The following is a 21,889-nucleotide window of genomic DNA, read 5'->3' as shown; positions in this document are numbered from 1 at the left end:
TAAGACTTTTGTCAACTGATTTTAGCTTTAGCTAAAATTTGTCAACTGTCTTACTTATGCGTAACTTCAATAAATTTTGAAATAGCCTGATAAACCTCTTCCTCTTCTTCGAACATCCCCATATGACCGGTTTCAGGAAGATTTTTCAAATATGGATGTTTCATATACTTGATTTGTGATTTACTTAAGGCAACTGGTATGCTGCTGTCTTCTTCCCCATACACAAACAGTATTGAACCTTCAAATTCCTTTATAAATTCTAGACTGTCAGGACGGTCACGCATAGCCAACATATAATCAGTTAAAGTTTTTTCCGGTAACTTACTGCCCTCTTCTACAATTGATTGGATAGTATCTTTTAATCTGTCCCGGTGCCTTTCACTAAAAAGCATTGGCACAAAACTTTCAATAAATTTAGCTACTCCATGTCTTTGTATAAATTCAATTGATTTTTCTCTTCCTTCTTTTTTCTCTTCCGTATCCGCCAAAGCTGAGGAGTGGATTAAACCGATATGAGAAACAATATTGGGAAATCTCTTGGCAATTTCTAAGGTAACATAACCTCCTAATGAATGTCCCATTATGATACATTCATGCACATTTAGTTTTTTTAGGCAGTCATAGATTGAATTAGCCACCATATCAAGGCTATGCTCGTATGGCAAGCTATCACTTTGCCCGAAACCAGGCAAATCAGGCGTGATTACCTTATATTTATCAGATAATTTCTCCCTATAGTGATTCCATATTTTATGGGTTTCCCCATAACCGTGCAAAAAAACTACCGGATAACCTTTTCCGGATACTTCATAGTGAATGGTCATAGTTTAGCATGTAATGAATGTTCAACCATTTGAAGCGCTGTGGTAAAAATGCCTTCCGGGTCGAAATTGCATTCTGCGTGAAGTTCATGTTGTTCACCATGCTCAATAACCCTATCCGGAATACCCAAGCGTTTCACTTGTGAAGAATAATCATTTTCTGCCATAAATTCAAGTATTGCACTACCAAATCCTCCCATTAAGCAACCATCTTCTATGGTTATTACCTTTTTATATTGGGAAAATACCTCATGCAACAATTTTTCATCCAATGGTTTTACAAATCGCATATCAAAAACTGCCGCATCCACACCCTCTTTTTCAAGTTTTTCGGCAGCTTCTAATGCATAATTTCCTATATGACCTATGCTTAAAATAGCGATATCCTTCCCTTCTTTTACTTGTCTGCCAGTACCGATTTCCATGGCTTCCATAGGAGTTCTCCATTCTGGCATCACTCCCTTTCCTCTTGGATAACGGATAGTAAATGCTTTTCCATCTCTAGGCAACTGAGAGGTAAACATCATATTTCTTAATTCCGCCTCATTCATTGGAGCAGCTACAATCATATTCGGGATACATCGCATGTAAGCAATATCATAATTTCCATGGTGTGTAGGTCCATCAGCACCAGCAAAACCAGCTCTGTCAAGAAAGAAGTTTACGGGTAAATCTTGAATACAAACATCATGGATTACCTGGTCATAGCCTCTTTGCATGAAAGTACTGTAGATATTACAGAATGGAATTAAACCTTGCGTGGCCAATCCTGCTGAAAAGGTAACCGCATGTTGCTCTGCAATTCCCACATCAAAAGCTCTATCTGGCATAGCCTTCATCATAATATTTAATGAAGATCCAGAAGGCATTGCTGGTGTTACTCCAACTATTTTTTCATTTTGCTCAGCTAATTCTACGATTGTATGTCCAAAAACCTCTTGGTATTTAGGTGCAGATGGTTTTTCTACTGGTTTTTTCTGAATTTCACCTGTTATTTTATCAAATTTTCCTGGTGCGTGCCATTTGGTTTGGTCTTTTTCTGCTGGAGCAAACCCCTTTCCTTTGGTGGTTACACAATGCAATACTTTTGGGCCAGGGATATCTTTCAAGTCTCTCAGCACATGAACTAAATGATTTACATCATGACCATCAACTGGACCGAAATATCTTAAATTTAATGACTCGAATAAGTTACTTTGCTTTAAAAGAAATGATTTAATGCTATTCTCTAATTTCCCTACAACCTCTTGAGCACTTTTTCCAAAACCGCTTACCTTACCTAACAATTTCCAAACATCATCACGCATTCTATTATAAGTGTGCGATGTGGTGATATCCGTTAAATATTCTTTTAATGCCCCAACATTTGGGTCAATTGACATGCAATTATCATTCAAAATAATGATCATATTAGCATCTGAAGCGCCTGCATGGTTCATGCCTTCAAAAGCCATTCCGCCTGTCATGGCACCATCCCCAATTACGGCAATGTGTTGCTTATCAAATTCGCCTTTTAAATTAGAGGCTAAAGCCATCCCTAAAGCCGCAGAAATAGAGGTAGATGAGTGTCCTACACCAAAAGCATCATATTCGCTTTCTTTTCTTTTAGGGAAACCAGACATTCCTCCATAAACCCGGTTTGTATGGAATTTTTCTTTTCTTCCCGTTAAGATTTTATGACCATAAGCTTGATGTCCAACATCCCAAATCACTTGGTCTTCCGGTGTATTAAAAACATAGTGAAGAGCTGTTGTGAGTTCTACTACTCCCAAACTAGCGCCAAAGTGACCGCCATAAATCGATACATTATCAATAATGAATTGTCTTAATTCTTGGCTTAATTGGACTAATTGAGATTGATTGAGTTCCCTTAGATCAGCAGGGCTGTCAATTTTTGATAAAAGTTCTCCGGGTTGAATAAGCATAATAATTAAATATGTTTAAAGCAGAAAACAAATACTAGATGTAAATGTTTCTTAATCCACAAATTACTGAATTTTTTGTGTTATAAATGCAAATTTACAATAAAATCCTTCCTTTCACCTGCAATCTTTTCAAATTCGATTATCTTTGAAATCTTTGAACACTTAAATAATCATCAATATTGAGTTTTGAAATAAAACTTCCGCTATTTGAGGGACCTTTTGATTTACTCCTTTTCTTCATTGAAAGGGATGAATTGGATATTTATGACATTCCCATTTCCAAAATCACCAATGATTTCTTGGATTACCTCAAACATTTGGAACAAATGAATATTGAAGTGGCCAGTGAATTTATTTTGGTGGCATCAACCCTGATGCGAATTAAAGCCAAAATGTTATTGCCTCGTCCTCAGATGGATGAAGAGGGAAATGAAATCGATCCACGTGATGAATTGGTAAGGCATTTATTGGAATACAAAAAGTATAAGTCCGTATTGCAGGAACTTTCAGAAATGGAAGGTAAAATGCAGGAAAAAGAAAAACGAGGGAATGTTAAAAGAGAAGTGAGATCACTTTCTGAAACTATCAATGTAGAAGCGGAACTACAAAATGTTGATTTATATAAATTATTAAGGGTTTTTAGGGATGTGATGGCCCGCTATGAACTCGAAAAAAACAAACCTTCTCATAAGGTGGTTCAATATCCGTACACCATCGAAGGTCAAAAAGATCATATTATCGGAAAATTGGAAAGAGATGGAAAATTGGCATTTACTACATTTATTGAAGAGAAACCTGAAAAAATAGCCGTGATTTTTAATTTTCTGGCCATATTAGAATTGTTGCAAAGTGCCTTAATTACTATTACGGTAGGAGAGGGGTTTAATAACTTTTGGCTCGAAAAAATTGAAACAGTTGCTGAATGAAGTTAGAGAAGGAGAAAATTTTCAAGACTCTTAATCCAAACAAAGTATGGATTCCTGTTTTACTGGGGGTAGGGATAGTTGCTTTCCTATTTTATCAAGATGATACGGTTACAGTAGAAAATCTGTCTTTAATATTTGAGGCTGAAATCTTACCTGTAGCGTTGGCCTTTTTTGTATTATTTGCTCGGGATGTCGGCTATGTATATCGAATCCGTATGATAACTGGCAAAAGGCTTACTTGGAAAAGTAGTATTTATGTCATTATCCTGTGGGAATTTGCTTCAGCTGTTACTCCTTCGGTAGTAGGAGGAACGGCAGTGGCCGTTTTTATTCTCATGAAAGAAGGCTTGAAACTTGGGAAGGCATTGGCATATACCATGATCACAGCCATTTTTGACAATTTGTATTTTGTGGTGATGGCACCTGTTGTCTATTTGATAGCCTCAGGATATATCTTCCCTCAAAACTCCATGATAGAGACACAATTGGGAAGAAGTTTACCAACACTTTTTATTATAAGCTATTCTCTTATTGCAGTTTACACTTTTGTAATGGCCTTTGCGGTTTTGGTTAATCCAAGATGGTTTAGGTGGATATTGCTTAAAATAACCTCAATTAAATTTCTTAGAAGATGGAGACAAGGAGCTTATGAACAAGGCTCTGAAATCATGATGGCTTCCAAAGAGCTAAGAGGCAGGGACTTTTCTTATTGGTTAAAGATATCGCTTTCCACTATTTTTATATGGACCGCTCGTTATGCTATGTTGAATTGTGTGATAGAAGCATTTTCCAATCAAAGTTTTTTCGATCATATCGTGATTTTTGCCCGACACGTAGTTATTTGGATTACCATGTTGGTTTCTCCAACTCCTGGCAGTAGCGGAACGGCTGAGTTTATATTTACTCAATTCTTCAAGGAAGATTTGGGCTCGGTCACCTTTATCACTAATATTTTCTGGCGCCTTATGACTTATTATCCGTATCTGTTTTTAGGAGCAATAGTATTGCCAAGATGGATAGCAAGGGTTTTTAAGAAGAAGAAGTAATATAGGTTATGGTAGGTGTCGGGATTCCCTAGGCACACGTGACATGCTTTCGCCCAATGTCGTTAAGTTATGGCATACTGCTTTTCTTATTCCGCCAGCATTTGTGTCTTCACAAATGCAGACAGGAAAGCATAGAAATATGCTGCAAACTGATTGTGGAGACACAACCAGGGGCAAGGGAACAACATTTGCTCTCTCACTTGTAAGAAGGATGAGGCTTTATAATAGCTTAACGTAACGACATTGGGCCTGCACCAACGTAGTGTAGATACGGTTTGACGGTTTTCCACTGTCTAACCGCTATTGGATTTTCCTCAGATATCGGTCATATACTTTTTTTGTTATAACAATTGCATGAAAATATAAGGTCGCTTCTATGAAATTTCCTCAAAGGAAGCTGATATAAAATGCGATTGCAAAAGCTTCATTTAAGGACTTCCCGTATTTATGTCAGGCTTTGAAAAATTCGGTACATTAATCATCTAGTTAAACCCCAATGTCTGACATTCAATTGTAGCTATCAGCTTTAATATTTGCAAAAAAATTGAACAGATTGACTTATCAGGCTAGAAATATCAATGTCCGACATTTCTTAGAGTTGATTGGTAATTATAATCAAAATTCCATAAATTGATTTTATGCAAATCAATCAGATTAAAGAGACTTGTCTCTACATTAAAGACTTAGAAAAAGCTAAGGAATTTTATAATGGAAAATTGGGCTTACCCATTATTACCCATGCACCTGAGAAATTGATTTTCTTCCGTTCCGGAAGCTCTGTTTTGTTATGTTTTAATCCTGCATTCAGCGAAGATCAAGATGTACCGCCACCCCATTTTGCCAGAGGAAAGCAACATATTGCCTTTGAAGTCCCGGCTAATGATTATGATACCGCTAAGGCAGAACTGGAAGAGAAAGGCATCACTATTACCTACGAGCATGAATGGCCAAACGGGAAACTTTCTGCTTATTTTGAAGATCCTGAAGGGCATGTTTTGGAGATAGTGCCTACAGGGCTATGGGAGAAGGCTTGAGGGTAGTAAAACTTTCAAGTGAAAACATCTGAAAGGGTGGACCGGTTTTAAGGTTTTTTACCGCTAATTATAGCTGTCCTAATAAAAAAATCAGAAGGTTAGTGGGAGGATAGGCACACGCGAAACACATGCGCCAACTTGAGAAATCATAAAAAAACCTGTCAGGTTTCTGTTTACAGACTGATTATTAAATAGCTATGATCTGCTAAATTAACTAATGAAAACCTGATAGGTTTCCTGTATTAATGATTTCGTGGGTTATGTCTGGTATTTCTGAGCATAATTCGTAATCACTCAATTCGTAATTACCCCATTCGTAATTAAACTAAAAGGGCACCTTTTTTCTTTAAAGCTTCTTCTACATAATCAAATGTGGAAAGTATATCAGGTTTTCCATCTACTATCGCTACATCATGCTCAAAATGAGCCGAATATCTATTGTCAGCCGTAACAATTGACCAGCCATCAGCTAATTGCTTAATACTTCTTCCGCCCAAATTAATCATAGGCTCAATGGCCAAGACCATGCCTTCTTTTAGTTTGGCTCCCCGACCTCTTTTTCCATAATTAGGAACTTCAGGAGATTCGTGCATTTTTCTGCCTAGACCATGACCAACTAGCTCTCTTACCACTCCGTAGCCATGTTTTTCGGCATGTTGCTGAATAGCAAATCCAATGTCACCAATTCTGTTTCCTGCTTTACATTCTTCTATACCTAAATACAAAGACTCTTTGGTAACTTTCAATAATTTCTCTATCTCTGGTTTCACGTCTCCTACAGCAAATGTATAGGCGTGGTCACCATAAAATCCATTCATGACTACGCCACAATCTATAGATATGATGTCGCCTTCTTTTAGTGGTTCTTTATTTGGAAAGCCATGCACAACCTGTTCATTAGGACTCATACATAGTGTATTGGGAAAGTCATATAGGCCTAAGAAGCCAGGTACGCCACCATTATCTCTAATATATTCCTCTGCTTTTTTATCCAATTCCAAAGTAGTAACTCCAGGCTCTAATAATTCGGCCATTAGACCTAAGGTTTTGGATACCAATAATGCGCTTTTGCGCATCAATTCAATTTCTTCTTTTGTTTTCAAATGAATCATCTGAATAATTCTTTAAGTTTTTCCCAAAAGCTTTTTTTAGGAAGTGTGTATTCAACCGGATTGTTGCCTAATAGTTCCCAGACTTTACTCCATCCTAGAAATCCGCCTATATTTCGGTCATCAATGAAAAAATCAACATTAAGTTTTCGACTTTGCTCCGGTTCCAGAACCTCTTCTGGAAAATTTTTATTTACTGCATAAAATTCTACCCCATACTTTTTGCAAAAATCTAATGCCTCCTGTAAAGCCTTTCCTTCACGCACCGTCCACAAAATTAGTTGGTGTTGCTGTTGTTGCAAAGCTTTTAAAGTTTCAAAAGCAAATAATTGAGGTTTTCCAATACCTGGGTATCGGTCTTCCACTATTGTACCATCAAAGTCAACTGCAATTTTCAGCATATCATTTATCCTTGTACTCTGCTCTGATTTTAGCTTTTAAGCATAATCTTTCATAGATCATTTCTGCAAGTTTTGCAGGAATATCTATTTGACCAGGCTGCAAAGTTAAGGCAAATTCTTTTTCCGACACATCAATGCGGTACATTATCTGCACCAGTTTTTGAAAGTCAGTATCTAATAAATGGGAAATATAGGGACTTAGCTTATCAATAAAGCTTTGTTTGTGGAATGATTCTTCCTGGCTGATTTCAAAATCAGGGATTAATTTCTGGGAAACGGTAATGAGTTCTTTTTGGTAATCCATTGATTGGCATTTACCACAAAGCTATGAATTCAATCGGGATTATTAAAGACTAGATTCCAATACGGAATTATGATTCTGATATTGGAAATCGAACCAATAGGCATAATCTTGATACTCCACGCAATCAGATAGGGTGATGTTGTTGATTTCCAACTTCATCATAGCAGATTGGGGGACCCAGCTTTCAAAAAGCTCTTGTTGCTCGTAAGGCAAACTGGAGATTTGAATAAAATTAATGCCTTGGTGGAAATTAGGACTTGCTTTTAGCATTGCTCTAGATTTTGTATTTTTACAAATGTAGGAATTTATAAACGACTTATTATTAAGTGTTTGTTAATAGTTTGTGAAGTTTTTTAACTAGTGGAATGATCATGGAATTATTGAATGAGGTTGCTTATGAAATGGACTCAAATCTAGTATCTATATGACCTAACTTTTAGTATTTGAATCATTAATTTGTCATTATAAACATTTGTTTGTAGTGTCTTTATTTTGCACTTTTAGGATAACTTTAATTAAAACATGAAATGATGATAAATCTAATGAAATCTATTTCAATGATTTGTCTAGTGCTTATTATAGGGGCCGGGTGTGATGAGGAAGACCCCATAGAAAACTTTAATGATCTTATTGGTTCCTGGCAATTGGCTTATTACCTGACTGAGGAAAATGGTCGGATTGAAGACCCCAATGATAGCAAGCCTGTATATTTGACTTTTAAAGCAGATAGCACCTTTGAAGGGATGGCAGGTTATAATTTCATTGAGCATGGCAAATTCAAAGTTGAGGGTGATCAATTAATTTTAATGGATGCCGCGGTGACAGAGTTAAAAGTTACAGAATGGGAAGAGCGGTTTAATAATGCACTAAGAGATAGTTGGAATGGTGAAGCCCTTGCTATACCATATACGATTGAAAATAATGAGTTGATCTTTAATTATGTGGGTAATGATAACATGCATTTTTTGCCAAAAGAGTGAGTTGATTTTAGTAAAATTGATTATGAAAATGTTAATAGTAACCTGCCTGGTGCTGTTTTTAGGGGTTGGTTGTGAAGAGGAGAATCCAGTGCAAAATTCCAAAGAACCAATTGGTTCTTGGCAATTGGCCTATTACCAAACTGAAGAAAATGGACGGATTAATGACCCCAATGATGGTAAGCCTGTATATTGGAATTTTAAATCAGATAGTACCTATGAAGGGATGGCTGGTAATAACGAGATTCTTGGAAATTATAGGATAATGGGTGACTCATTATTATTTACGCTTAATGGATCAGAGATGATTGGTACAGAATGGGAAGAGCGGTTTTATGATGCGCTAAATCAAAGCTGGAATGGTGAGAAATATGCTATGCCTTATGAGCTTGAAAATAATGAGTTGATATTAAATTATGTAGGTAATAATACCATGCACTTTTTACCAAAAGAGTGATTTCATTTCTAAATTTTTAAATAAACAATCAAAAAAGACCGCTAAATGGATAAACTGACTTTTACTGACCTTACATCCCTTTGTCGCAGTTTAATACCTTTCTTATTTGCACTATTTTATTTGTAATTAGCTGCGAAAGTCAATCCCCACTTGACGAGGTTCCTGCAGAACAGCGTAATATTTCAGCTTTGGTGATCTATGATGGGAGTCCCGCAGTTGATGGCTGTGGGTGGTTAATACACCATGATCAAAATTTTCACGCCCCTGTTAACTTGGATTCGGCTTTTATGATAGATAGCCTCGAAGTTGTATTGAGCTATAAGTTTTTGGAATCAACATGGAATTGTGGCTGGAGAGAGCCTGGTTATAAGGAAATTGAAATAGTTGAAAATCGAAAAGCTATAGTGTGATATGGGAGGCTTGTAGTAAACCTAAATTTGGGATGATGCGAAAGATTTTAATTTTATGTAAGATAATGGACATCTCAATCTTAAATAGTATAATCAAAAAGTCATAAAAAACTTTTGTATGTAATAAAATTTTAATTAACTTCAATAATGAAATCAAAACCTAACCACATGAAAAGTCATTTCAATTGCTTACTTATCCTTTTAGCCTTTATTTTAATAGCCTCTTCTTGCCAAAAAGAAGATATAAAAGTGGAAGACGAACTGCCTCCTATCACACAAGAAGGCTTGAATACTTTCGGTTGCAAAATTGATGGGGAGGTTTTAGTGCCGAAGGACGGTGACCCGAGTTTATTTGTGGGTTCTAGGAAGGGTTTAATTGCAGGAAATCCACATGCTGGTGAAAACCCTGTTAAAAGTTATTTTTTTATTAGAGTTTTAAATGCACAAGATGAAGGTGGGGATTATATTTTTTTATATATCCCAGAGCTAGAAGTAGCAGGTGAATATGAGTTAGGAAACAGTACAGGAAGTACTCTTTATGAAAATAATAGCCCAAATCATGCAATTGTAATTTCATACGATGGGGAAACTACTGGAAAAAGATACCTGTCCTTCGAAGGGGCGGGGAGTATTGTAATCGATAGATATGATACCATCAATACAATTATCTCAGGAACATTTGAATTTGATGTGGTAAAAGAATCTGATCCACTTTCTGATACTATTTCAGTAACCGATGGACGTTTTGATATTAATTGGAGTAGATTAAACGAAGAAGAATAAATTTTTAATAAACTAAAACCTTACAATTATGAAAAAGTCAATGATTTTGGCTCTTATGGTGAGCCTTTGCCTTAATTTAAATGCACAAACAAAAAAAGCATCCGAACACAGGAAAATTGGGTATGTTCAAAAGATGGACAGCCTATTTGAAAACTTGGACAAATCTAAAATAGAAACAGGGATTTTATACGACAGGGTAGTCCCTTTTGCTCAACTTGATCAGTTTAATGCAAAGCAAGATACTGCAAATTTCAAATTATTCCGACAAGCTTGGAGTGAATTGTATAATGCCAGCTACAATCCTGATTTTGAGGATTTTCAAAAACTTAATAATGCTTTGAAAGCAAATGAGAAACCCGATGAGGTTATTATGGGCTTGATTCACATGCCATTTCAGATCATTATTAAAAATGATGAAAAAGGAAAAAAGAAAAATTTTAAAATTAAAAATGGTAAGTTAGAAGCCATTAAGGGCAAACCATTATATGATGAGAAAAGAATAGTCATGTTAACCCCGATGAAAGAAAAAGTGTATGGAAATGAAATCACTTTTAATTTCATTGAGGATTTTCAATTGCAAAAACAAAATTCTGTTATCCAAGAACTAAAGGTAGATTTTGGAAATGGTGTGGAGCAATATGTAATCCGAAACGGAAAATATACAAACGAAAGTATTACCGTTAAATATCAAAGCCTGGGTAAAAAAATACTACAGTTTAAGGTTACCTTAAAGAATCAAGAAGAAATCACTACATATAGCGAAATTCAAACCATTGAAAAGGTAATTATAAACGATCCATTAGTAGAGGATCATAATATAAAAGCTAATATTGCTTTTAAAGGCTATGATGAATCTGTAGCTATTAAAGGTAAAAATGAATACCGAACTTTCTACAGAACGGCTAATGGAAATACAAGTCCTAGTTTGCAGAAACCCATTATTATTTTGGATGGATTTGATCCATTGGATGAAAGACAAATCAATGATAGTGATCCTGGGCATGATCCTGAACAACCTAGTATATTAGAATTAATGAGGTATGGGAATAATAATAATGGTGATTTAATATTTGATCTAAGAGAAGATGGCTACGATGTAATCATTGTAAATCATCCAAGATATCAAGCTGATGAAACAGGGCAATACATACAGGCTGGTGGTGATTTCATAGAGCGTAATGCTATGGTATTAATAGCCTTAATTCAAAGGGTAAATAATGAATTGTCCAATAATAGTTCTTCTGAAGAATTAGTGGTGGTAGGCCCGAGTATGGGCGGTTTAATTAGCCGCTATGCCCTGGCCTATATGGAAAAGCACAATATGGATCATAATACAAGGCTATGGGTAAGTTTTGACAGTCCACATTTAGGGGCGAATATACCTATTGCCATTCATCAGGCTTTGCATTTTTTTGCTTATGCGGGTGGGAATGAAGATGCAACGGAAACCTTTGAAAAAGTACTTACTTCAACAGCAGCCAAGCAAATGCTTATAGAGCAATTTGGAGCATTGAACAATACGGCAAATTTCAGGCAACAATTTATGACTAAACTTGAGAATAATGGGTTGTCAGGTTCCAATGGCTTTCCAGTTAATTTAAGAAAAGTTTCCCTTTTAAATGGAACTACCTTGGGTAAAGGCAACAATTCACTGGGTCAGAAATTCCTTGATTTGAAAGGTAAAGCATTAGGTGTCAAAGTAGCTGAGGTGGTTACCAACTTTATGAAAGCACATAATGTTAAAAACAGGACATTTAAGGGTACTGTTGGAGCAGCTTCTTGGTGGGAGCCATCTGCAGGAATTACATGGATCGAAACTGAAACCACTAATGCAAATCCAAACGGTTCAATGGATGTAACAGCTGGTGCTTACAACAATACAGGCAAGATAATGCGTGATAAATTTATAGATGGCTTCAATGAAAAAGATCTAAACATCACTTCTGATTATCATCTACCAAATCATACATTTATCCCTACAGTAAGTGCTTTAGCTTTAGAGAATCCTAATTATAATTGGTCAAATGCCTTAAACAGAAATTTGGTGTGTACAGGTGAAACTCCATTTGACAGCTATTATGCTCCAGAAAATAATCAACAGCATATTACTGTAACGAGTGAAAATGTAGATTGGATAATGGAAGAGATAAATGGAAATCCCCAAGCGCCAGTAGTAAGATTGTTTCAACAAGATTTAGCTGGAAGTGAGAGGCTTTGCTACAATCAGTTGAAAACTTATTCCTTTGGAAATTGCAAATTAGGCAGCCCTGTTACCTCTTGGAACACTACTACTAACTTAAATATTATGAGTAGTAGTTCAAGCAATATTACAGTAAAGGAAGCAAGTAGTAGCTTTCGTGGTAATAAATACATTACTGCAAATTTTGCGGATGGCACTAGTTTGACGAAAAAAGTTTGGGTAGGAAGACCAGCCGATCCATCACCAGTTCAAGGCTCAACTGATGTTGTGCCCAATGCATGGGAATATTATTCGGTTCCCGCCCAAGAAGAAGCAAGTAGCTATACATGGAATATTCCTTCAGGTTGGAGTTTCCATCATACTTCCTCTACCACTAGCAATCAGGTTTTATTGGTAACAGGTAGTTCCAGTGGCTATGTTGCGGCTCGTGCTAATAATGAATGTGGTGTTTCCAATTATCGTTCAAAATATGTGACAGTTAGTGGTGATGACTGTGGTAGCCCGGTATGCTATTTTACTTATTCCCCAAATCCGGTTGAGGAAACCCTTACAGTTGAGATGGAGCCTACAACTTTTGATTTACGTTCGAATGACACTTATAAAATCAGCTTGAATAATCAATACGGAAAGGTAGTTTATGAGGCAGAAAGCAATAGCATTTGCCACGATATTGATATGAAGAAACTGCCAAAAGGAATGTACAGGATAGTGGTGAGCCACAAAGATAAACAACAAATTGCTAAGATATTAAAGCAATAAATCGTATTACCTGAATGCCCAAGTCTGACTACTACCAATAGTGGGATTTGGGCATTGTATTAAAAAAATGTTCTTCATTGGAGCCTTAATAGTTTACGTTGCATAACATAAAGCATGTCAATTGCTTTTTTAAAATTGAATCCTCACCTTTAATACCTCCATTAAATCACTTTAATCGTAATCTTTATTAATTTAATTTTAGACTGTAATTCGACTTTTTCCGCCATTTTTTCATAAAATCACGGTTTTTATCATAAATTTCGCTTATTTCGTGTTTCTATTTTTTATCTATGGAGTATTTGGAAGCATTTGATTCGATTAGACCTTATAATGATTCAGAAGTGAATGAAGCCGTTCAGCGCTTGATTCAGCATCCATTTTTTGATCAAGTGACTAAAAGAGTTTTCCCCGATAAATCAACAGGGCAGTTGAAGGAGGCCTTGGGTGATGTGAAAAGCGTGAAAGATTTCCAAAAAGTGATGATGTATCCCACTGCCAGAAGGGTCTTAGATAGCAGCTCGGAAGGTATTTCTCATGACGGTTTTGATAAAATCAATCCTGATAAATCTTATCTTTTTATTTCCAATCACCGGGATATAGTGTTGGACTCTACTATTCTAAATGTATTACTTTTTGAATTAGGTGTAGATACAACAGAAGTGGCCATTGGAAATAATCTTCTAGTGAATCAATGGGTAACCGACTTGGCAAAACTGAATAAGAATTTTATAGTCAACCGAAATATTCCGCCTAGGGAAATGTATTCCTATTCCCAGACCTTGTCATCTTACATTCGCCATACTATTCTAGAAAGAAAAACATCCATTTGGATTGCCCAGCGAGAAGGCAGAACCAAAGATGGAGATGATCAAACACAACAAGGCTTATTGAAAATGATTGGATTAAGTGGAGGTAAGGATTTTTATGAGAATTATTCTCCTTTGAGAATAGCCCCCATGGCGATTTCTTATGAATATGATCCTTGTGATGTGTTAAAAGCCAGGGAGGTAGCTTCAAAATTAGCTGGTAAAACCATAGAAAAAACGCCCGAAGATGACTTACAAAGTATGATTGCAGGAATAACGGGAGTGAAAGGGAGAGTTCATATTTCTATAGGGAAAATTGTGGATGAGAAATTAAAGGAAATTCGTGAAATCAAGAATAAAAATGATCAAATGCAGGCTTTGGCCGATCTAATTGATGAGCGTGTGCATAAAAGTTATAAGTTGTGGCCTAACAATTTCATAGCTTATGATTGGTTGTATGAGGAAAGGTTTGCCGACCATTACACAAAAGAAGAAGCAGAAAACTTTGAAGCCTACTTACAAAAGCAAGCCCACTCATTTTCTGCTAATTTCAATGAATTAAAAGACCCTCTTTTGGCCATGTATGCCAATCCTGTCAGAAACAAAATGAAGGTGGAGGGAATGGTTGAGAGCGATTTATAATACCTTCGCTCTCACTTCAAATACCATATCAGAACGAATATCTGTATCGGAATTCATAGTTTCCCTTGTCACTATTTCATATTGCAAGTCATAACTATCTTCCTTTATATATTCATCCAAATTGGCACCTGTGGTTTCTAATTCTAATTCACTTCCTGCATTTTCAGGAACATCTTGAATTTCAGCAATCAAGGTTGAGCCTTCACTTTCATTTGAAATATAAATTTCCAAACTTTTCAAAAAGGAAAAAGTCCTGTCATTTGGACTAGTTATTGTAAGCGTCAACTCGCTTAAGTTCACATTTTCCACTAAATCTGCACGAGTATTATTATTCTCAAAGCTTTGTTGAGAAGAAGTGCTTACATCTGGGGTTCCCAAATCAATTGGTAAATTCACTCCTGAGGAAGAAGGTACCGTAAATTCAGCAGAGTTCGAGATATTAAAAGTGGTGATATCATCTATATTTTCTTGAATATTACAACTGCTCAAAAATAAAGTGACAGCAATAAAAATTAAAAAATTAATCTTCATAAAATAAATTATTTGGTTTAACAAAACTTACGGATTATTAATGGTATTGGATGTAATGCCTCCATTTATCCAAAACAGATTTAAAATCTTCCGGTAATTCTGAATCAAAATTAATTAATTTATTTTGAGAAGGATGAATGAAACCTAAGGACTTTGCATGTAAAGCTTGCCTATGTAATATTTTAAAGCAATTATCTACAAATGATTTGTATTTTGAGAATTGTGTCCCTTTTAAAATTCTATCACCTCCGTAAGTGGCGTCATTGAATAAAGGGTGCCCTATATATTTCATGTGGGCTCTAATTTGATGAGTGCGTCCAGTTTCCAAATTACATTGGATAAGCGTTACGTATCTTAATCTTTCTAAAACCTTATAATGAGTAATAGCGGTTCTTCCAAAATCCCCTTCCGGAAAAGCATCCGTTATCCTTCTGTCTTTAAAACTTCTACCCAAATTTACATTGATTGTGCCTTCATCATCCTGCACATCGCCCCAAACCAAAGCATAATAAGTTCTTTCGATGCTATGATCAAAAAATTGTTTGGCCAAATGAGTCATGGACTTTTCATTTTTGGCAATTACCAAAAGTCCAGAGGTATCTTTATCAATTCTGTGTACTAAGCCGGGTCTTCCCTCATTTCCTTCCATTTCAGGTAACTGCTGAAAATGATAGGCCAATGCATTCACTAGTGTTCCTTCCCAATTTTGATGAGCAGGATGCACCACCATTCCAGCTTCTTTGTTAACAATCAATAAATCCGAATCTTCAAAAACGATATTCAAAGGAATATTTTCTGGTTTTACATCCGTATCTCTTGGGGGCTCGGGCAATGCAATGCGGATATTATCGTTTGGATGGACTTTGTAATTGGGTTTGATGGTATCACCATTAACTTGTACAAAACCATCTTTTATGGCTTTTTGCACCTTATTACGAGTCACATTTGGTAGCCTGTCCATTAGGAATTTATCTATTCTCAATAAATCCTGTTTAGGATCTACTTTAATTTGATGATGTTCAAACAATCCATCATCTTCCTGCTCGTTTTGAGTTAAATCTTCTTGCATAATTTTGATCTAATTGCAAAGTTAGTAAAAAGATAGCTTGAACGAACACTTCATTTATTTTGATGAAAGATTAAAAAGTGAGATATTTATTGTGGTGTATGAATATAAAATGATGTTAAGATATTTTTGCAGTATATTGTTATTGCTATCAACGGTATTTTGCCAGGCACAATCCGTATGGGATAAATTGAATAAAAACCCATTTAAAACATCCCAGGTGTATTTTGGTGTTAGGGCTGGTGCAAACTACAATACGGTAAATGTAATTAACCGTTATTCATTGATAAAGCCTACCACAAGTTTAGATCAAGGAGTTTACGACAAAAACTATCAAGATGCGGAAAATATTGGTACTATTTATGGTCTTACTTTTATGTATCAATTTGACCAACGTTTGGTTTTAGGAGCAAATGCTTCGGTAAATCAAATTCGTTTTCAATACACACAAGAGCAACCAGGCACTGTAAGTAGTGTAAAATTTATCCACAATCATGATATTAATTATTTAGATGTCCCGATCTTTTTTAGGTTTATGTTTAGGCAGGTTAACAGCCGTTTTTGGGATAAAAAACATAGAAAACCATCAGTGCCAGCTATTATCCCTTTTGTGCAAGCAGGATTGAATTTTTCGATCTTAATTAATGCCGATAAAGAATATTCAAAATTTACCACTCAAAATGGAATTGAAAGCCAAGAATTTAATAAAAATGAGGATATCAAATCTATAATGTCCCCTTTCACCGCAGGTGCCTTTCTAGGTGGAGGTGCAAGGTTTAGGGTGGCTACTTTTTATATTACTGCCGAAGCAAATTTCAGGCAAGGCTTAAGTAATGCCAATAATCAAAATGCCCGATACGCTAATGATAATCTTCAGAATGAAGCATATGATGTGATGGATGACTTCAGTTTCCAGTCTGTTGAGGCTTTGATCGGAGTTATATTTCCGTTGAAATATTTAAGTAAGAAAGAATTTATGCCGGTTGAGATATGAAAAATCTATTACACATATTATCGGTTTTCATTTTATTTTCTTCTTGTGGTGAAGATCTGGAGGAATTTACGCCAACCGAAAAATTTAATAGCATATTCGATAATCCATCTGAGGGGCTCAATTTTAAACCATTGGATGCAATCGAAACTGATGATGGTGGATTTTTGGTATTATCTGCACTAGCGAATGAATCAATTTTCGTATTAAAAGTCAATAATAGAGGCGATTTTCAATGGAGTCGGCAACTCGAGCCTCAATATTTAAATGCGGTTCCAAATCTAATAAGACAGGGAGATAATTATTATTTTATTGGGAGTAGCCAGCCTGATTATACTGCAACACTCTTTGAAATAAATGATTTGGAACAAAAGGTAGAGGCACTCAGAACTTATACTTCTTATAGAAGGCCATTAGCATTTAATAATCTCACTCCAGATACCTATTTACTGTTGACCTATAATGATACAACAGGAACTGTTTTAAGTAAAATTCAGGATGGTTTTGCCATGGAATGGGCAAGAAGATATGATGATATCCAAAATGCTCATGAGCAACTTGCATCATTTCAAAATTCAAACAATACTGATTTTTTTGTAGGAGCTTATAATGCTGGTTCAGTTATTTATTTTAATTCTCTTAGAAAGGAAGGTTTAAATTTAACTTTTGCTAATGATCAAGGAATTGAAACCGGTAAAATCAGGAGTTCCCAGTCAAACTTTTTGAATTCAGCCCTGCCTATTGGTAACGCTTTAATGGCTTTCAATTATATTTTTAATAATCAAGCATACTTTATTAATGGGTATCAACCTAATTTAAATGACACTGTTGTGTTGGAAACTTTAGGCGGTGAGTTGATGCAAGATAGATTAAGAATTCAAAGTACAACCTCCACGGTAGTATCTATAGGTACAAGTGATTACCTGGTGAATGCTTATACAACTTTGGATGGCAGAATCAAGCTAAATTTTTATGATAACAGTTCTGGCGAACAAATTGCCATAAAATATATTGGCGGAATTGATCCATTAGAAGTTGTAAAGATAATTCCAACTACCGATGAAGGGATGGCTATTCTCTCTAAAATTACCATTGCAGGTGCTAAAGATCGGATTAATTTATCTAAAATTCCGAAGGATGAAATTTTGGAGATATTGTAAACATCCAATTCCTTTCATTCTGAAAGAGTGATTTTGATAGATTCCTCCTTAAATTAAATCTTTGATTTTAACAATTTAAAGTAATTATCGTTTTACAGTCATTATGAATAAAATTGCTATTATTTTAACAATTATCGGTCTTTTTGGAAATTTTCAATCTTATGCCCAAAAAGGTGAAATGAAAATCATTGAGGTGCCAGAATTAGAAGCTATTATGGCCCCATCCGATGCTGAAAAATTGTTGGTAATCAATTTTTGGGCCACTTGGTGCAAGCCTTGCGTCAAGGAATTACCCTATTTTGTAAATGCCCAAAAACAATTTCCAAATGTTGAATTTGTGTATATGAGTATTGATTTTTCAGAAAATGCCTCGAAAGCAGAAAAATTTGCTGAAAAGAAAGGCTTAAATCCAGATGGACTCTATTTGATTGATGATGTGGATTATAATTCATGGATTGATAAGGTTTCTCCTGAATGGTCCGGGGCCATTCCAGCTACCTTACTTGTAAAAAATGGCCAGAAATACTTTTACGAAAAAGAGTTTCATGAAGGGGAATTGGAAGAGTTAATTAAACAAAAACTAAATTAATATTGCTATGAAAAAGTTAATTGGATTTTCATTTATACTAATCGCTTTAGTAGCTTTTAGTTTTAAAAAAGGTGGATACGAAGTTGGGGACAAAGCCATGGACTTTTCCCTTAAAAATGTGAATGGTGAAATGGTTTCTATGGATGACTACGATGAAGCCAAGGGCTTTATGATAATTTTTACATGTAACTCATGCCCGTATTCTGTTGCTTATGAAGACAGAATTATTGCACTTCATAAAAAATATGCTGAAAAAGGTGTACCTGTAATCGCCATCAATCCAAATGATGATGAAAAATCTCCCAAAGATTCTTTCGATAAAATGATTGTAAGAGCAAAGGAAAAAGAGTTTCCGTTTCCTTATGTATATGATGAAACCCAGGAAATCACTAAAGCTTATGGAGCTACAAACACTCCACATGTTTATGTTTTGGATGCAAATAGGACTGTAAAATATATTGGTGCAATTGATAATAACACTAAATCTGCAAAAGATGCAGATAAAAAATATGTAGAACAGGCTGTCGATGCGGTTTTAAATGGAACTGAAATACCTGAAAAGAAAACGAAAGCAATAGGTTGTACAATTAAGTGGGCATCCTAAAAATTAAAAAAAAATCATACTAAGAAGCTGGCTTAAAAGTCAGCTTTTTTTATTTGAAATTCAATAAGTTATCAAAATTTAAGTGTTTGGGAATTTTTTCTTGAATTTATCCGAGATAAAAGTATTTGTAACTAAAATCGATTAAATACGCTTTATTAAAGCATAACCAAACTTTTTTTAAGATGAATAAAGTAATTTTAGTATTACCTTTTTTAATTTTAAGTTCATTTTTTGTAAATGCTCAGTCCGACCAAAGCGGAATTAGAGCCTCTTTAAACCTATCAAATTTATATGTAGAAGAGGTGAATGATGAAAATACAAAACCTGGTTTTGCAGTAGGGGTTTATTTCCGTAAAGGTATATCTGAACAGGTAAGTATCCAACCCGAAATTAACTATAGCTTAAAGGGGTCCCAAATCAATTATGATGGAGGCTTTTTTACAGGTAGTGGAAAGTACAGATATAATTTATCCTATGTGGAAATACCTGTATTAGCTAATATTCATGTGGGTGAAAATTTGTATTTTAGTGCAGGTCCCTACATTGCAAGTTTGATTGCAGTCAAAGTAAAAGATGTTGATGGAGATGGAAGTATTAATAGTGTTGAGGAGTATGATAGGGATGATTTTAATACTTTTGATTATGGTGTTGCCGCTGGAGTAGGCTTTGATTTTTCAGGAGGCACAGCCGGTGTTAGGTATAACTATGGTTTAGTTGATGTAGCTCCGGATGGAAATGGATTGGATAATGGAAAGAATTCAGTTCTACAGTTTTTTATTGGATTTGAGTTCTAAATTATTGTAATAAGATATTCTGGAAAGCACAGCAAACACAGGCTGTGCTTTTCATTTTTTAACCACCATCTCCAACAAATCATCCAAATATTTTCTACTGTTTGATAATCTTGGCACTTTATTTTGTCCGCCTAATTTTCCTCTCTTTCTCATCCATTCATAAAAAGTTCCTTGTGGTACTTTGTGGATTACCAAGCAATGTAGGGCAATATCTTTGTATCGTTTAGCGTCATAATCAGAATTAATTTTTCTGATTTCATCATCTAATAATTTGGCGAACTCTTCAATGTTTTCAGGTTCTTTGGCAAATTCTATAACCCATTCATGAGCGCCCCTTTTTCCCTGTTGTAAATGCTTTGGTGCCGCAGTAAAATTATCAATACTCACCCCTGTTTTATTACAAGACACGGCAATAGCCCTCTCAGCATTTTCAATCATCAATTCTTCACCAAAAGCATTGATGAAATGTTTGGTTCTACCACTAATTTTAATTCTATATGGATTTAAAGATGTAAATCGGACGGTATCACCAATTCTGTATCGCCATAATCCGGCATTCGTACTGATAACAATTTCATAAACCTTATGAAGTTCAACCTCATCAAGCCGGATGGTTTTGGGTTGTTTTTGATCTGCATTTTCAAGTGGTATAAATTCATAGAAAATGCCATAGTCTAGCATCAAAAGCAACTCATCTGAATTTAATTTGTCTTGAATGCCAAAAAATCCTTCAGAAGCATTATAGGTTTCCAAATAATTCATCTTAGGAGATTTGATCAAATCCCTAAACAGAGGTTGGTAAGGCACAAAAGAAACAGCCCCATGGATAAATAACTCCAAATTAGGCCAAACTTCAGAGATATTGTCCTTTCCCGTTAATTCAAGTATTCTTTGAAGTAAGACCACTGTCCAAGTTGGTACACCCGTTAGGCTGGTAACATCTTCTTTCATGGTGGCATTCGCCATGGCTTCAATTTTACCTTCCCATTCATCCATCAAAGCTATTTCCAAACTAGGAGTTCTGATGATTTGAACCCAAAAAGGAAGGTTTTTCATAATAACTGCAGAGACATCACCATAAAAAGAATTGGAGTTGTTATCGAATTGATTGACTTGTTGACTTCCACCTATACTTAGATTTTTCCCAGTAAAAAGCCTGGATTCCGGATTGTTGTTAAGGTAGATGGATAATAAATCTTTCCCACCCTTAAAATGACAATCTTCAAGGGCTTCATCGGAAACAGGTATGAATTTACTTCTGTCATTCGTGGTTCCTGAAGATTTTGAAAACCATCTGATTTCAGTTGGCCATAATATATTTTGGTTTCCTTTTAAGAGTTGGTCTATATATGGGAATAATTCTTCGTAAGTATGTAAAGGAACTCTTTCTTGATATTGTTTAAAATTCTTTAAATCCTCAAATTGATATTCTTTTCCGAATTTAGTATTCCTGGCCCTATAAATAAGTTTTTGTAGAACTTCGCTTTGCATCTCATTTGGGTATTTCATGAAAAGCTCCACTTCGTGAATTCTTTTCTTCATTACCCAGGTCAT

At 35.4% G+C, this 21,889-nt stretch carries 23 protein-coding genes; 14 read left to right on the top strand and 9 right to left on the bottom strand.

Features of this window, described 5'->3' with window-relative positions:
* Positions 1–50: 50 nt before the first annotated feature.
* Both ACFE0M_RS06920 and dxs read right to left on the bottom strand, forming a co-directional pair.
* Entirely contained in the window at positions 51–824 is a 774-nt protein-coding gene (locus ACFE0M_RS06920) for an alpha/beta fold hydrolase (RefSeq protein WP_434545020.1), read from the bottom strand.
* On the bottom strand, positions 821–2,746 hold the full coding sequence (gene dxs, locus ACFE0M_RS06915) for a 1-deoxy-D-xylulose-5-phosphate synthase (RefSeq protein ID WP_434545019.1): 1,926 nt from the start codon (positions 2,744–2,746) through the stop codon (positions 821–823). The genes ACFE0M_RS06920 and dxs overlap by 4 nt, the downstream gene beginning before the upstream one ends.
* Before the next feature lie 179 nt (positions 2,747–2,925).
* Between dxs and ACFE0M_RS06910 the strand changes: the two genes are divergently transcribed.
* From ACFE0M_RS06910 to ACFE0M_RS06900, 3 genes are all read left to right on the top strand, one after another.
* The gene (locus tag ACFE0M_RS06910) at positions 2,926–3,672 is read left to right on the top strand and encodes a segregation and condensation protein A (protein ID WP_434545018.1); all 747 of its coding nucleotides are present in this window, start codon (positions 2,926–2,928) and stop codon (positions 3,670–3,672) included.
* A complete protein-coding gene (locus ACFE0M_RS06905) occupies positions 3,669–4,718 on the top strand; it encodes a lysylphosphatidylglycerol synthase transmembrane domain-containing protein (RefSeq protein WP_434545017.1) in 1,050 nt (349 codons plus the stop codon). The genes ACFE0M_RS06910 and ACFE0M_RS06905 overlap by 4 nt, the downstream gene beginning before the upstream one ends.
* A gap of 638 nt (positions 4,719–5,356) precedes the next feature.
* Positions 5,357–5,752, top strand: a complete 396-nt coding sequence (locus tag ACFE0M_RS06900; protein ID WP_434545016.1) for a VOC family protein — start codon at positions 5,357–5,359, stop codon at positions 5,750–5,752.
* Positions 5,753–6,072: 320 nt separating this feature from the next.
* Here the strand turns inward: ACFE0M_RS06900 and map are convergent, their stop codons facing one another.
* From map to ACFE0M_RS06880, 4 genes are read right to left on the bottom strand one after another with little or no spacing between them, the layout of a single operon-like run.
* Complete coding sequence (gene map, locus ACFE0M_RS06895; protein WP_434545015.1) at positions 6,073–6,864, bottom strand: type I methionyl aminopeptidase; 792 nt, start codon at positions 6,862–6,864, stop codon at positions 6,073–6,075.
* Positions 6,861–7,262, bottom strand: coding sequence for a BT0820 family HAD-type phosphatase (locus tag ACFE0M_RS06890; protein WP_434545014.1), 402 nt, complete (start codon positions 7,260–7,262; stop codon positions 6,861–6,863). The genes map and ACFE0M_RS06890 overlap by 4 nt, the downstream gene beginning before the upstream one ends.
* Position 7,263: 1 nt before the next feature.
* Entirely contained in the window at positions 7,264–7,566 is a 303-nt protein-coding gene (locus ACFE0M_RS06885) for a hypothetical protein (protein ID WP_434545013.1), read from the bottom strand.
* Between the two features lie 42 nt (positions 7,567–7,608).
* Positions 7,609–7,836, bottom strand: coding sequence for a hypothetical protein (locus ACFE0M_RS06880; protein WP_434545012.1), 228 nt, complete (start codon positions 7,834–7,836; stop codon positions 7,609–7,611).
* Between the two features lie 257 nt (positions 7,837–8,093).
* On the opposite strand from ACFE0M_RS06880, the gene ACFE0M_RS06875 reads away from it, so the two are divergent.
* From ACFE0M_RS06875 to ACFE0M_RS06850, 6 genes are all read left to right on the top strand, one after another.
* A complete protein-coding gene (locus ACFE0M_RS06875) occupies positions 8,094–8,546 on the top strand; it encodes a lipocalin family protein (RefSeq protein WP_434545011.1) in 453 nt (150 codons plus the stop codon).
* Between the two features lie 28 nt (positions 8,547–8,574).
* Positions 8,575–9,000 carry a hypothetical protein gene (locus tag ACFE0M_RS06870; protein ID WP_434545010.1) on the top strand — a complete coding sequence of 142 codons (426 nt, stop codon included), beginning with the start codon at positions 8,575–8,577 and terminating at the stop codon, positions 8,998–9,000.
* Between the two features lie 80 nt (positions 9,001–9,080).
* Positions 9,081–9,410: a hypothetical protein gene (locus ACFE0M_RS06865; RefSeq protein ID WP_434545009.1), complete on the top strand. Its 330-nt coding sequence runs from the start codon at positions 9,081–9,083 to the stop codon at positions 9,408–9,410.
* Positions 9,411–9,578: 168 nt separating this feature from the next.
* Positions 9,579–10,193 (top strand): hypothetical protein, encoded by a 615-nt coding sequence (locus ACFE0M_RS06860; RefSeq protein ID WP_434545008.1) that lies wholly within the window; start codon positions 9,579–9,581, stop codon positions 10,191–10,193.
* A gap of 28 nt (positions 10,194–10,221) precedes the next feature.
* Positions 10,222–13,152, top strand: a complete 2,931-nt coding sequence (locus tag ACFE0M_RS06855) for a T9SS type A sorting domain-containing protein (protein WP_434545007.1) — start codon at positions 10,222–10,224, stop codon at positions 13,150–13,152.
* A 290-nt stretch (positions 13,153–13,442) separates the two neighbouring features.
* Positions 13,443–14,600 carry a 1-acyl-sn-glycerol-3-phosphate acyltransferase gene (locus tag ACFE0M_RS06850; RefSeq protein WP_434545006.1) on the top strand — a complete coding sequence of 386 codons (1,158 nt, stop codon included), beginning with the start codon at positions 13,443–13,445 and terminating at the stop codon, positions 14,598–14,600.
* Here ACFE0M_RS06850 and ACFE0M_RS06845 read toward each other — a convergent pair.
* On the bottom strand, positions 14,595–15,131 hold the full coding sequence (locus ACFE0M_RS06845; RefSeq protein ID WP_434545005.1) for a hypothetical protein: 537 nt from the start codon (positions 15,129–15,131) through the stop codon (positions 14,595–14,597). The genes ACFE0M_RS06850 and ACFE0M_RS06845 overlap by 6 nt on opposite strands.
* Positions 15,132–15,168: 37 nt before the next feature.
* Positions 15,169–16,200: an RluA family pseudouridine synthase gene (locus ACFE0M_RS06840; protein WP_434545004.1), complete on the bottom strand. Its 1,032-nt coding sequence runs from the start codon at positions 16,198–16,200 to the stop codon at positions 15,169–15,171.
* A gap of 37 nt (positions 16,201–16,237) precedes the next feature.
* On the opposite strand from ACFE0M_RS06840, the gene ACFE0M_RS06835 reads away from it, so the two are divergent.
* The 5 genes from ACFE0M_RS06835 (at position 16,238) to ACFE0M_RS06815 (ending at position 20,335) form a co-directional block, all read left to right on the top strand.
* Complete coding sequence (locus ACFE0M_RS06835; protein WP_434545003.1) at positions 16,238–17,191, top strand: hypothetical protein; 954 nt, start codon at positions 16,238–16,240, stop codon at positions 17,189–17,191.
* Positions 17,188–18,348, top strand: coding sequence for a hypothetical protein (locus ACFE0M_RS06830; RefSeq protein WP_434545002.1), 1,161 nt, complete (start codon positions 17,188–17,190; stop codon positions 18,346–18,348). Before ACFE0M_RS06835 ends, ACFE0M_RS06830 begins: the two co-directional genes overlap by 4 nt.
* 103 nt (positions 18,349–18,451) lie before the next feature.
* Positions 18,452–18,937 (top strand): TlpA family protein disulfide reductase, encoded by a 486-nt coding sequence (locus tag ACFE0M_RS06825; protein WP_434545001.1) that lies wholly within the window; start codon positions 18,452–18,454, stop codon positions 18,935–18,937.
* Between the two features lie 7 nt (positions 18,938–18,944).
* Positions 18,945–19,541 carry a thioredoxin family protein gene (locus ACFE0M_RS06820; RefSeq protein WP_434545000.1) on the top strand — a complete coding sequence of 199 codons (597 nt, stop codon included), beginning with the start codon at positions 18,945–18,947 and terminating at the stop codon, positions 19,539–19,541.
* Positions 19,542–19,723: 182 nt separating this feature from the next.
* On the top strand, positions 19,724–20,335 hold the full coding sequence (locus ACFE0M_RS06815) for a porin family protein (RefSeq protein ID WP_434544999.1): 612 nt from the start codon (positions 19,724–19,726) through the stop codon (positions 20,333–20,335).
* 51 nt (positions 20,336–20,386) lie between these two features.
* Here ACFE0M_RS06815 and ACFE0M_RS06810 read toward each other — a convergent pair whose 3' ends face one another.
* The gene (locus tag ACFE0M_RS06810) at positions 20,387–21,877 is read right to left on the bottom strand and encodes a GH3 auxin-responsive promoter family protein (RefSeq protein WP_434544998.1); all 1,491 of its coding nucleotides are present in this window, start codon (positions 21,875–21,877) and stop codon (positions 20,387–20,389) included.
* Between the last annotated feature and the right edge of the window lie 12 nt (positions 21,878–21,889).

The organism is Marivirga sp., assembly GCF_051117495.1.
Lineage (GTDB): Bacteria > Bacteroidota > Bacteroidia > Cytophagales > Cyclobacteriaceae > Marivirga.
Note: the sequence above shows the minus strand (reverse complement) of the source record. Positions and strands in the feature narration are given on the sequence as shown.

Coding starts and splice junctions, on each gene's coding strand:
- ACFE0M_RS06920 (WP_434545020.1), bottom strand. CDS start 824: ATGACCATTCACTATGAAGTATCCGGAAAAGGTTATCCGGTAGTTTTT.
- ACFE0M_RS06820 (WP_434545000.1), top strand. CDS start 18,945: ATGAAAAAGTTAATTGGATTTTCATTTATACTAATCGCTTTAGTAGCT.
- ACFE0M_RS06880 (WP_434545012.1), bottom strand. CDS start 7,836: ATGCTAAAAGCAAGTCCTAATTTCCACCAAGGCATTAATTTTATTCAA.
- ACFE0M_RS06900 (WP_434545016.1), top strand. CDS start 5,357: ATGCAAATCAATCAGATTAAAGAGACTTGTCTCTACATTAAAGACTTA.
- ACFE0M_RS06815 (WP_434544999.1), top strand. CDS start 19,724: ATGAATAAAGTAATTTTAGTATTACCTTTTTTAATTTTAAGTTCATTT.
- ACFE0M_RS06825 (WP_434545001.1), top strand. CDS start 18,452: ATGAATAAAATTGCTATTATTTTAACAATTATCGGTCTTTTTGGAAAT.
- ACFE0M_RS06850 (WP_434545006.1), top strand. CDS start 13,443: ATGGAGTATTTGGAAGCATTTGATTCGATTAGACCTTATAATGATTCA.
- ACFE0M_RS06855 (WP_434545007.1), top strand. CDS start 10,222: ATGAAAAAGTCAATGATTTTGGCTCTTATGGTGAGCCTTTGCCTTAAT.
- map (WP_434545015.1), bottom strand. CDS start 6,864: ATGATTCATTTGAAAACAAAAGAAGAAATTGAATTGATGCGCAAAAGC.
- dxs (WP_434545019.1), bottom strand. CDS start 2,746: ATGCTTATTCAACCCGGAGAACTTTTATCAAAAATTGACAGCCCTGCT.
- ACFE0M_RS06830 (WP_434545002.1), top strand. CDS start 17,188: ATGAAAAATCTATTACACATATTATCGGTTTTCATTTTATTTTCTTCT.
- ACFE0M_RS06810 (WP_434544998.1), bottom strand. CDS start 21,877: ATGAAGAAAAGAATTCACGAAGTGGAGCTTTTCATGAAATACCCAAAT.
- ACFE0M_RS06860 (WP_434545008.1), top strand. CDS start 9,579: ATGAAAAGTCATTTCAATTGCTTACTTATCCTTTTAGCCTTTATTTTA.
- ACFE0M_RS06885 (WP_434545013.1), bottom strand. CDS start 7,566: ATGGATTACCAAAAAGAACTCATTACCGTTTCCCAGAAATTAATCCCT.
- ACFE0M_RS06890 (WP_434545014.1), bottom strand. CDS start 7,262: ATGCTGAAAATTGCAGTTGACTTTGATGGTACAATAGTGGAAGACCGA.
- ACFE0M_RS06905 (WP_434545017.1), top strand. CDS start 3,669: ATGAAGTTAGAGAAGGAGAAAATTTTCAAGACTCTTAATCCAAACAAA.
- ACFE0M_RS06870 (WP_434545010.1), top strand. CDS start 8,575: ATGTTAATAGTAACCTGCCTGGTGCTGTTTTTAGGGGTTGGTTGTGAA.
- ACFE0M_RS06840 (WP_434545004.1), bottom strand. CDS start 16,200: ATGCAAGAAGATTTAACTCAAAACGAGCAGGAAGATGATGGATTGTTT.
- ACFE0M_RS06875 (WP_434545011.1), top strand. CDS start 8,094: ATGATGATAAATCTAATGAAATCTATTTCAATGATTTGTCTAGTGCTT.
- ACFE0M_RS06845 (WP_434545005.1), bottom strand. CDS start 15,131: ATGAAGATTAATTTTTTAATTTTTATTGCTGTCACTTTATTTTTGAGC.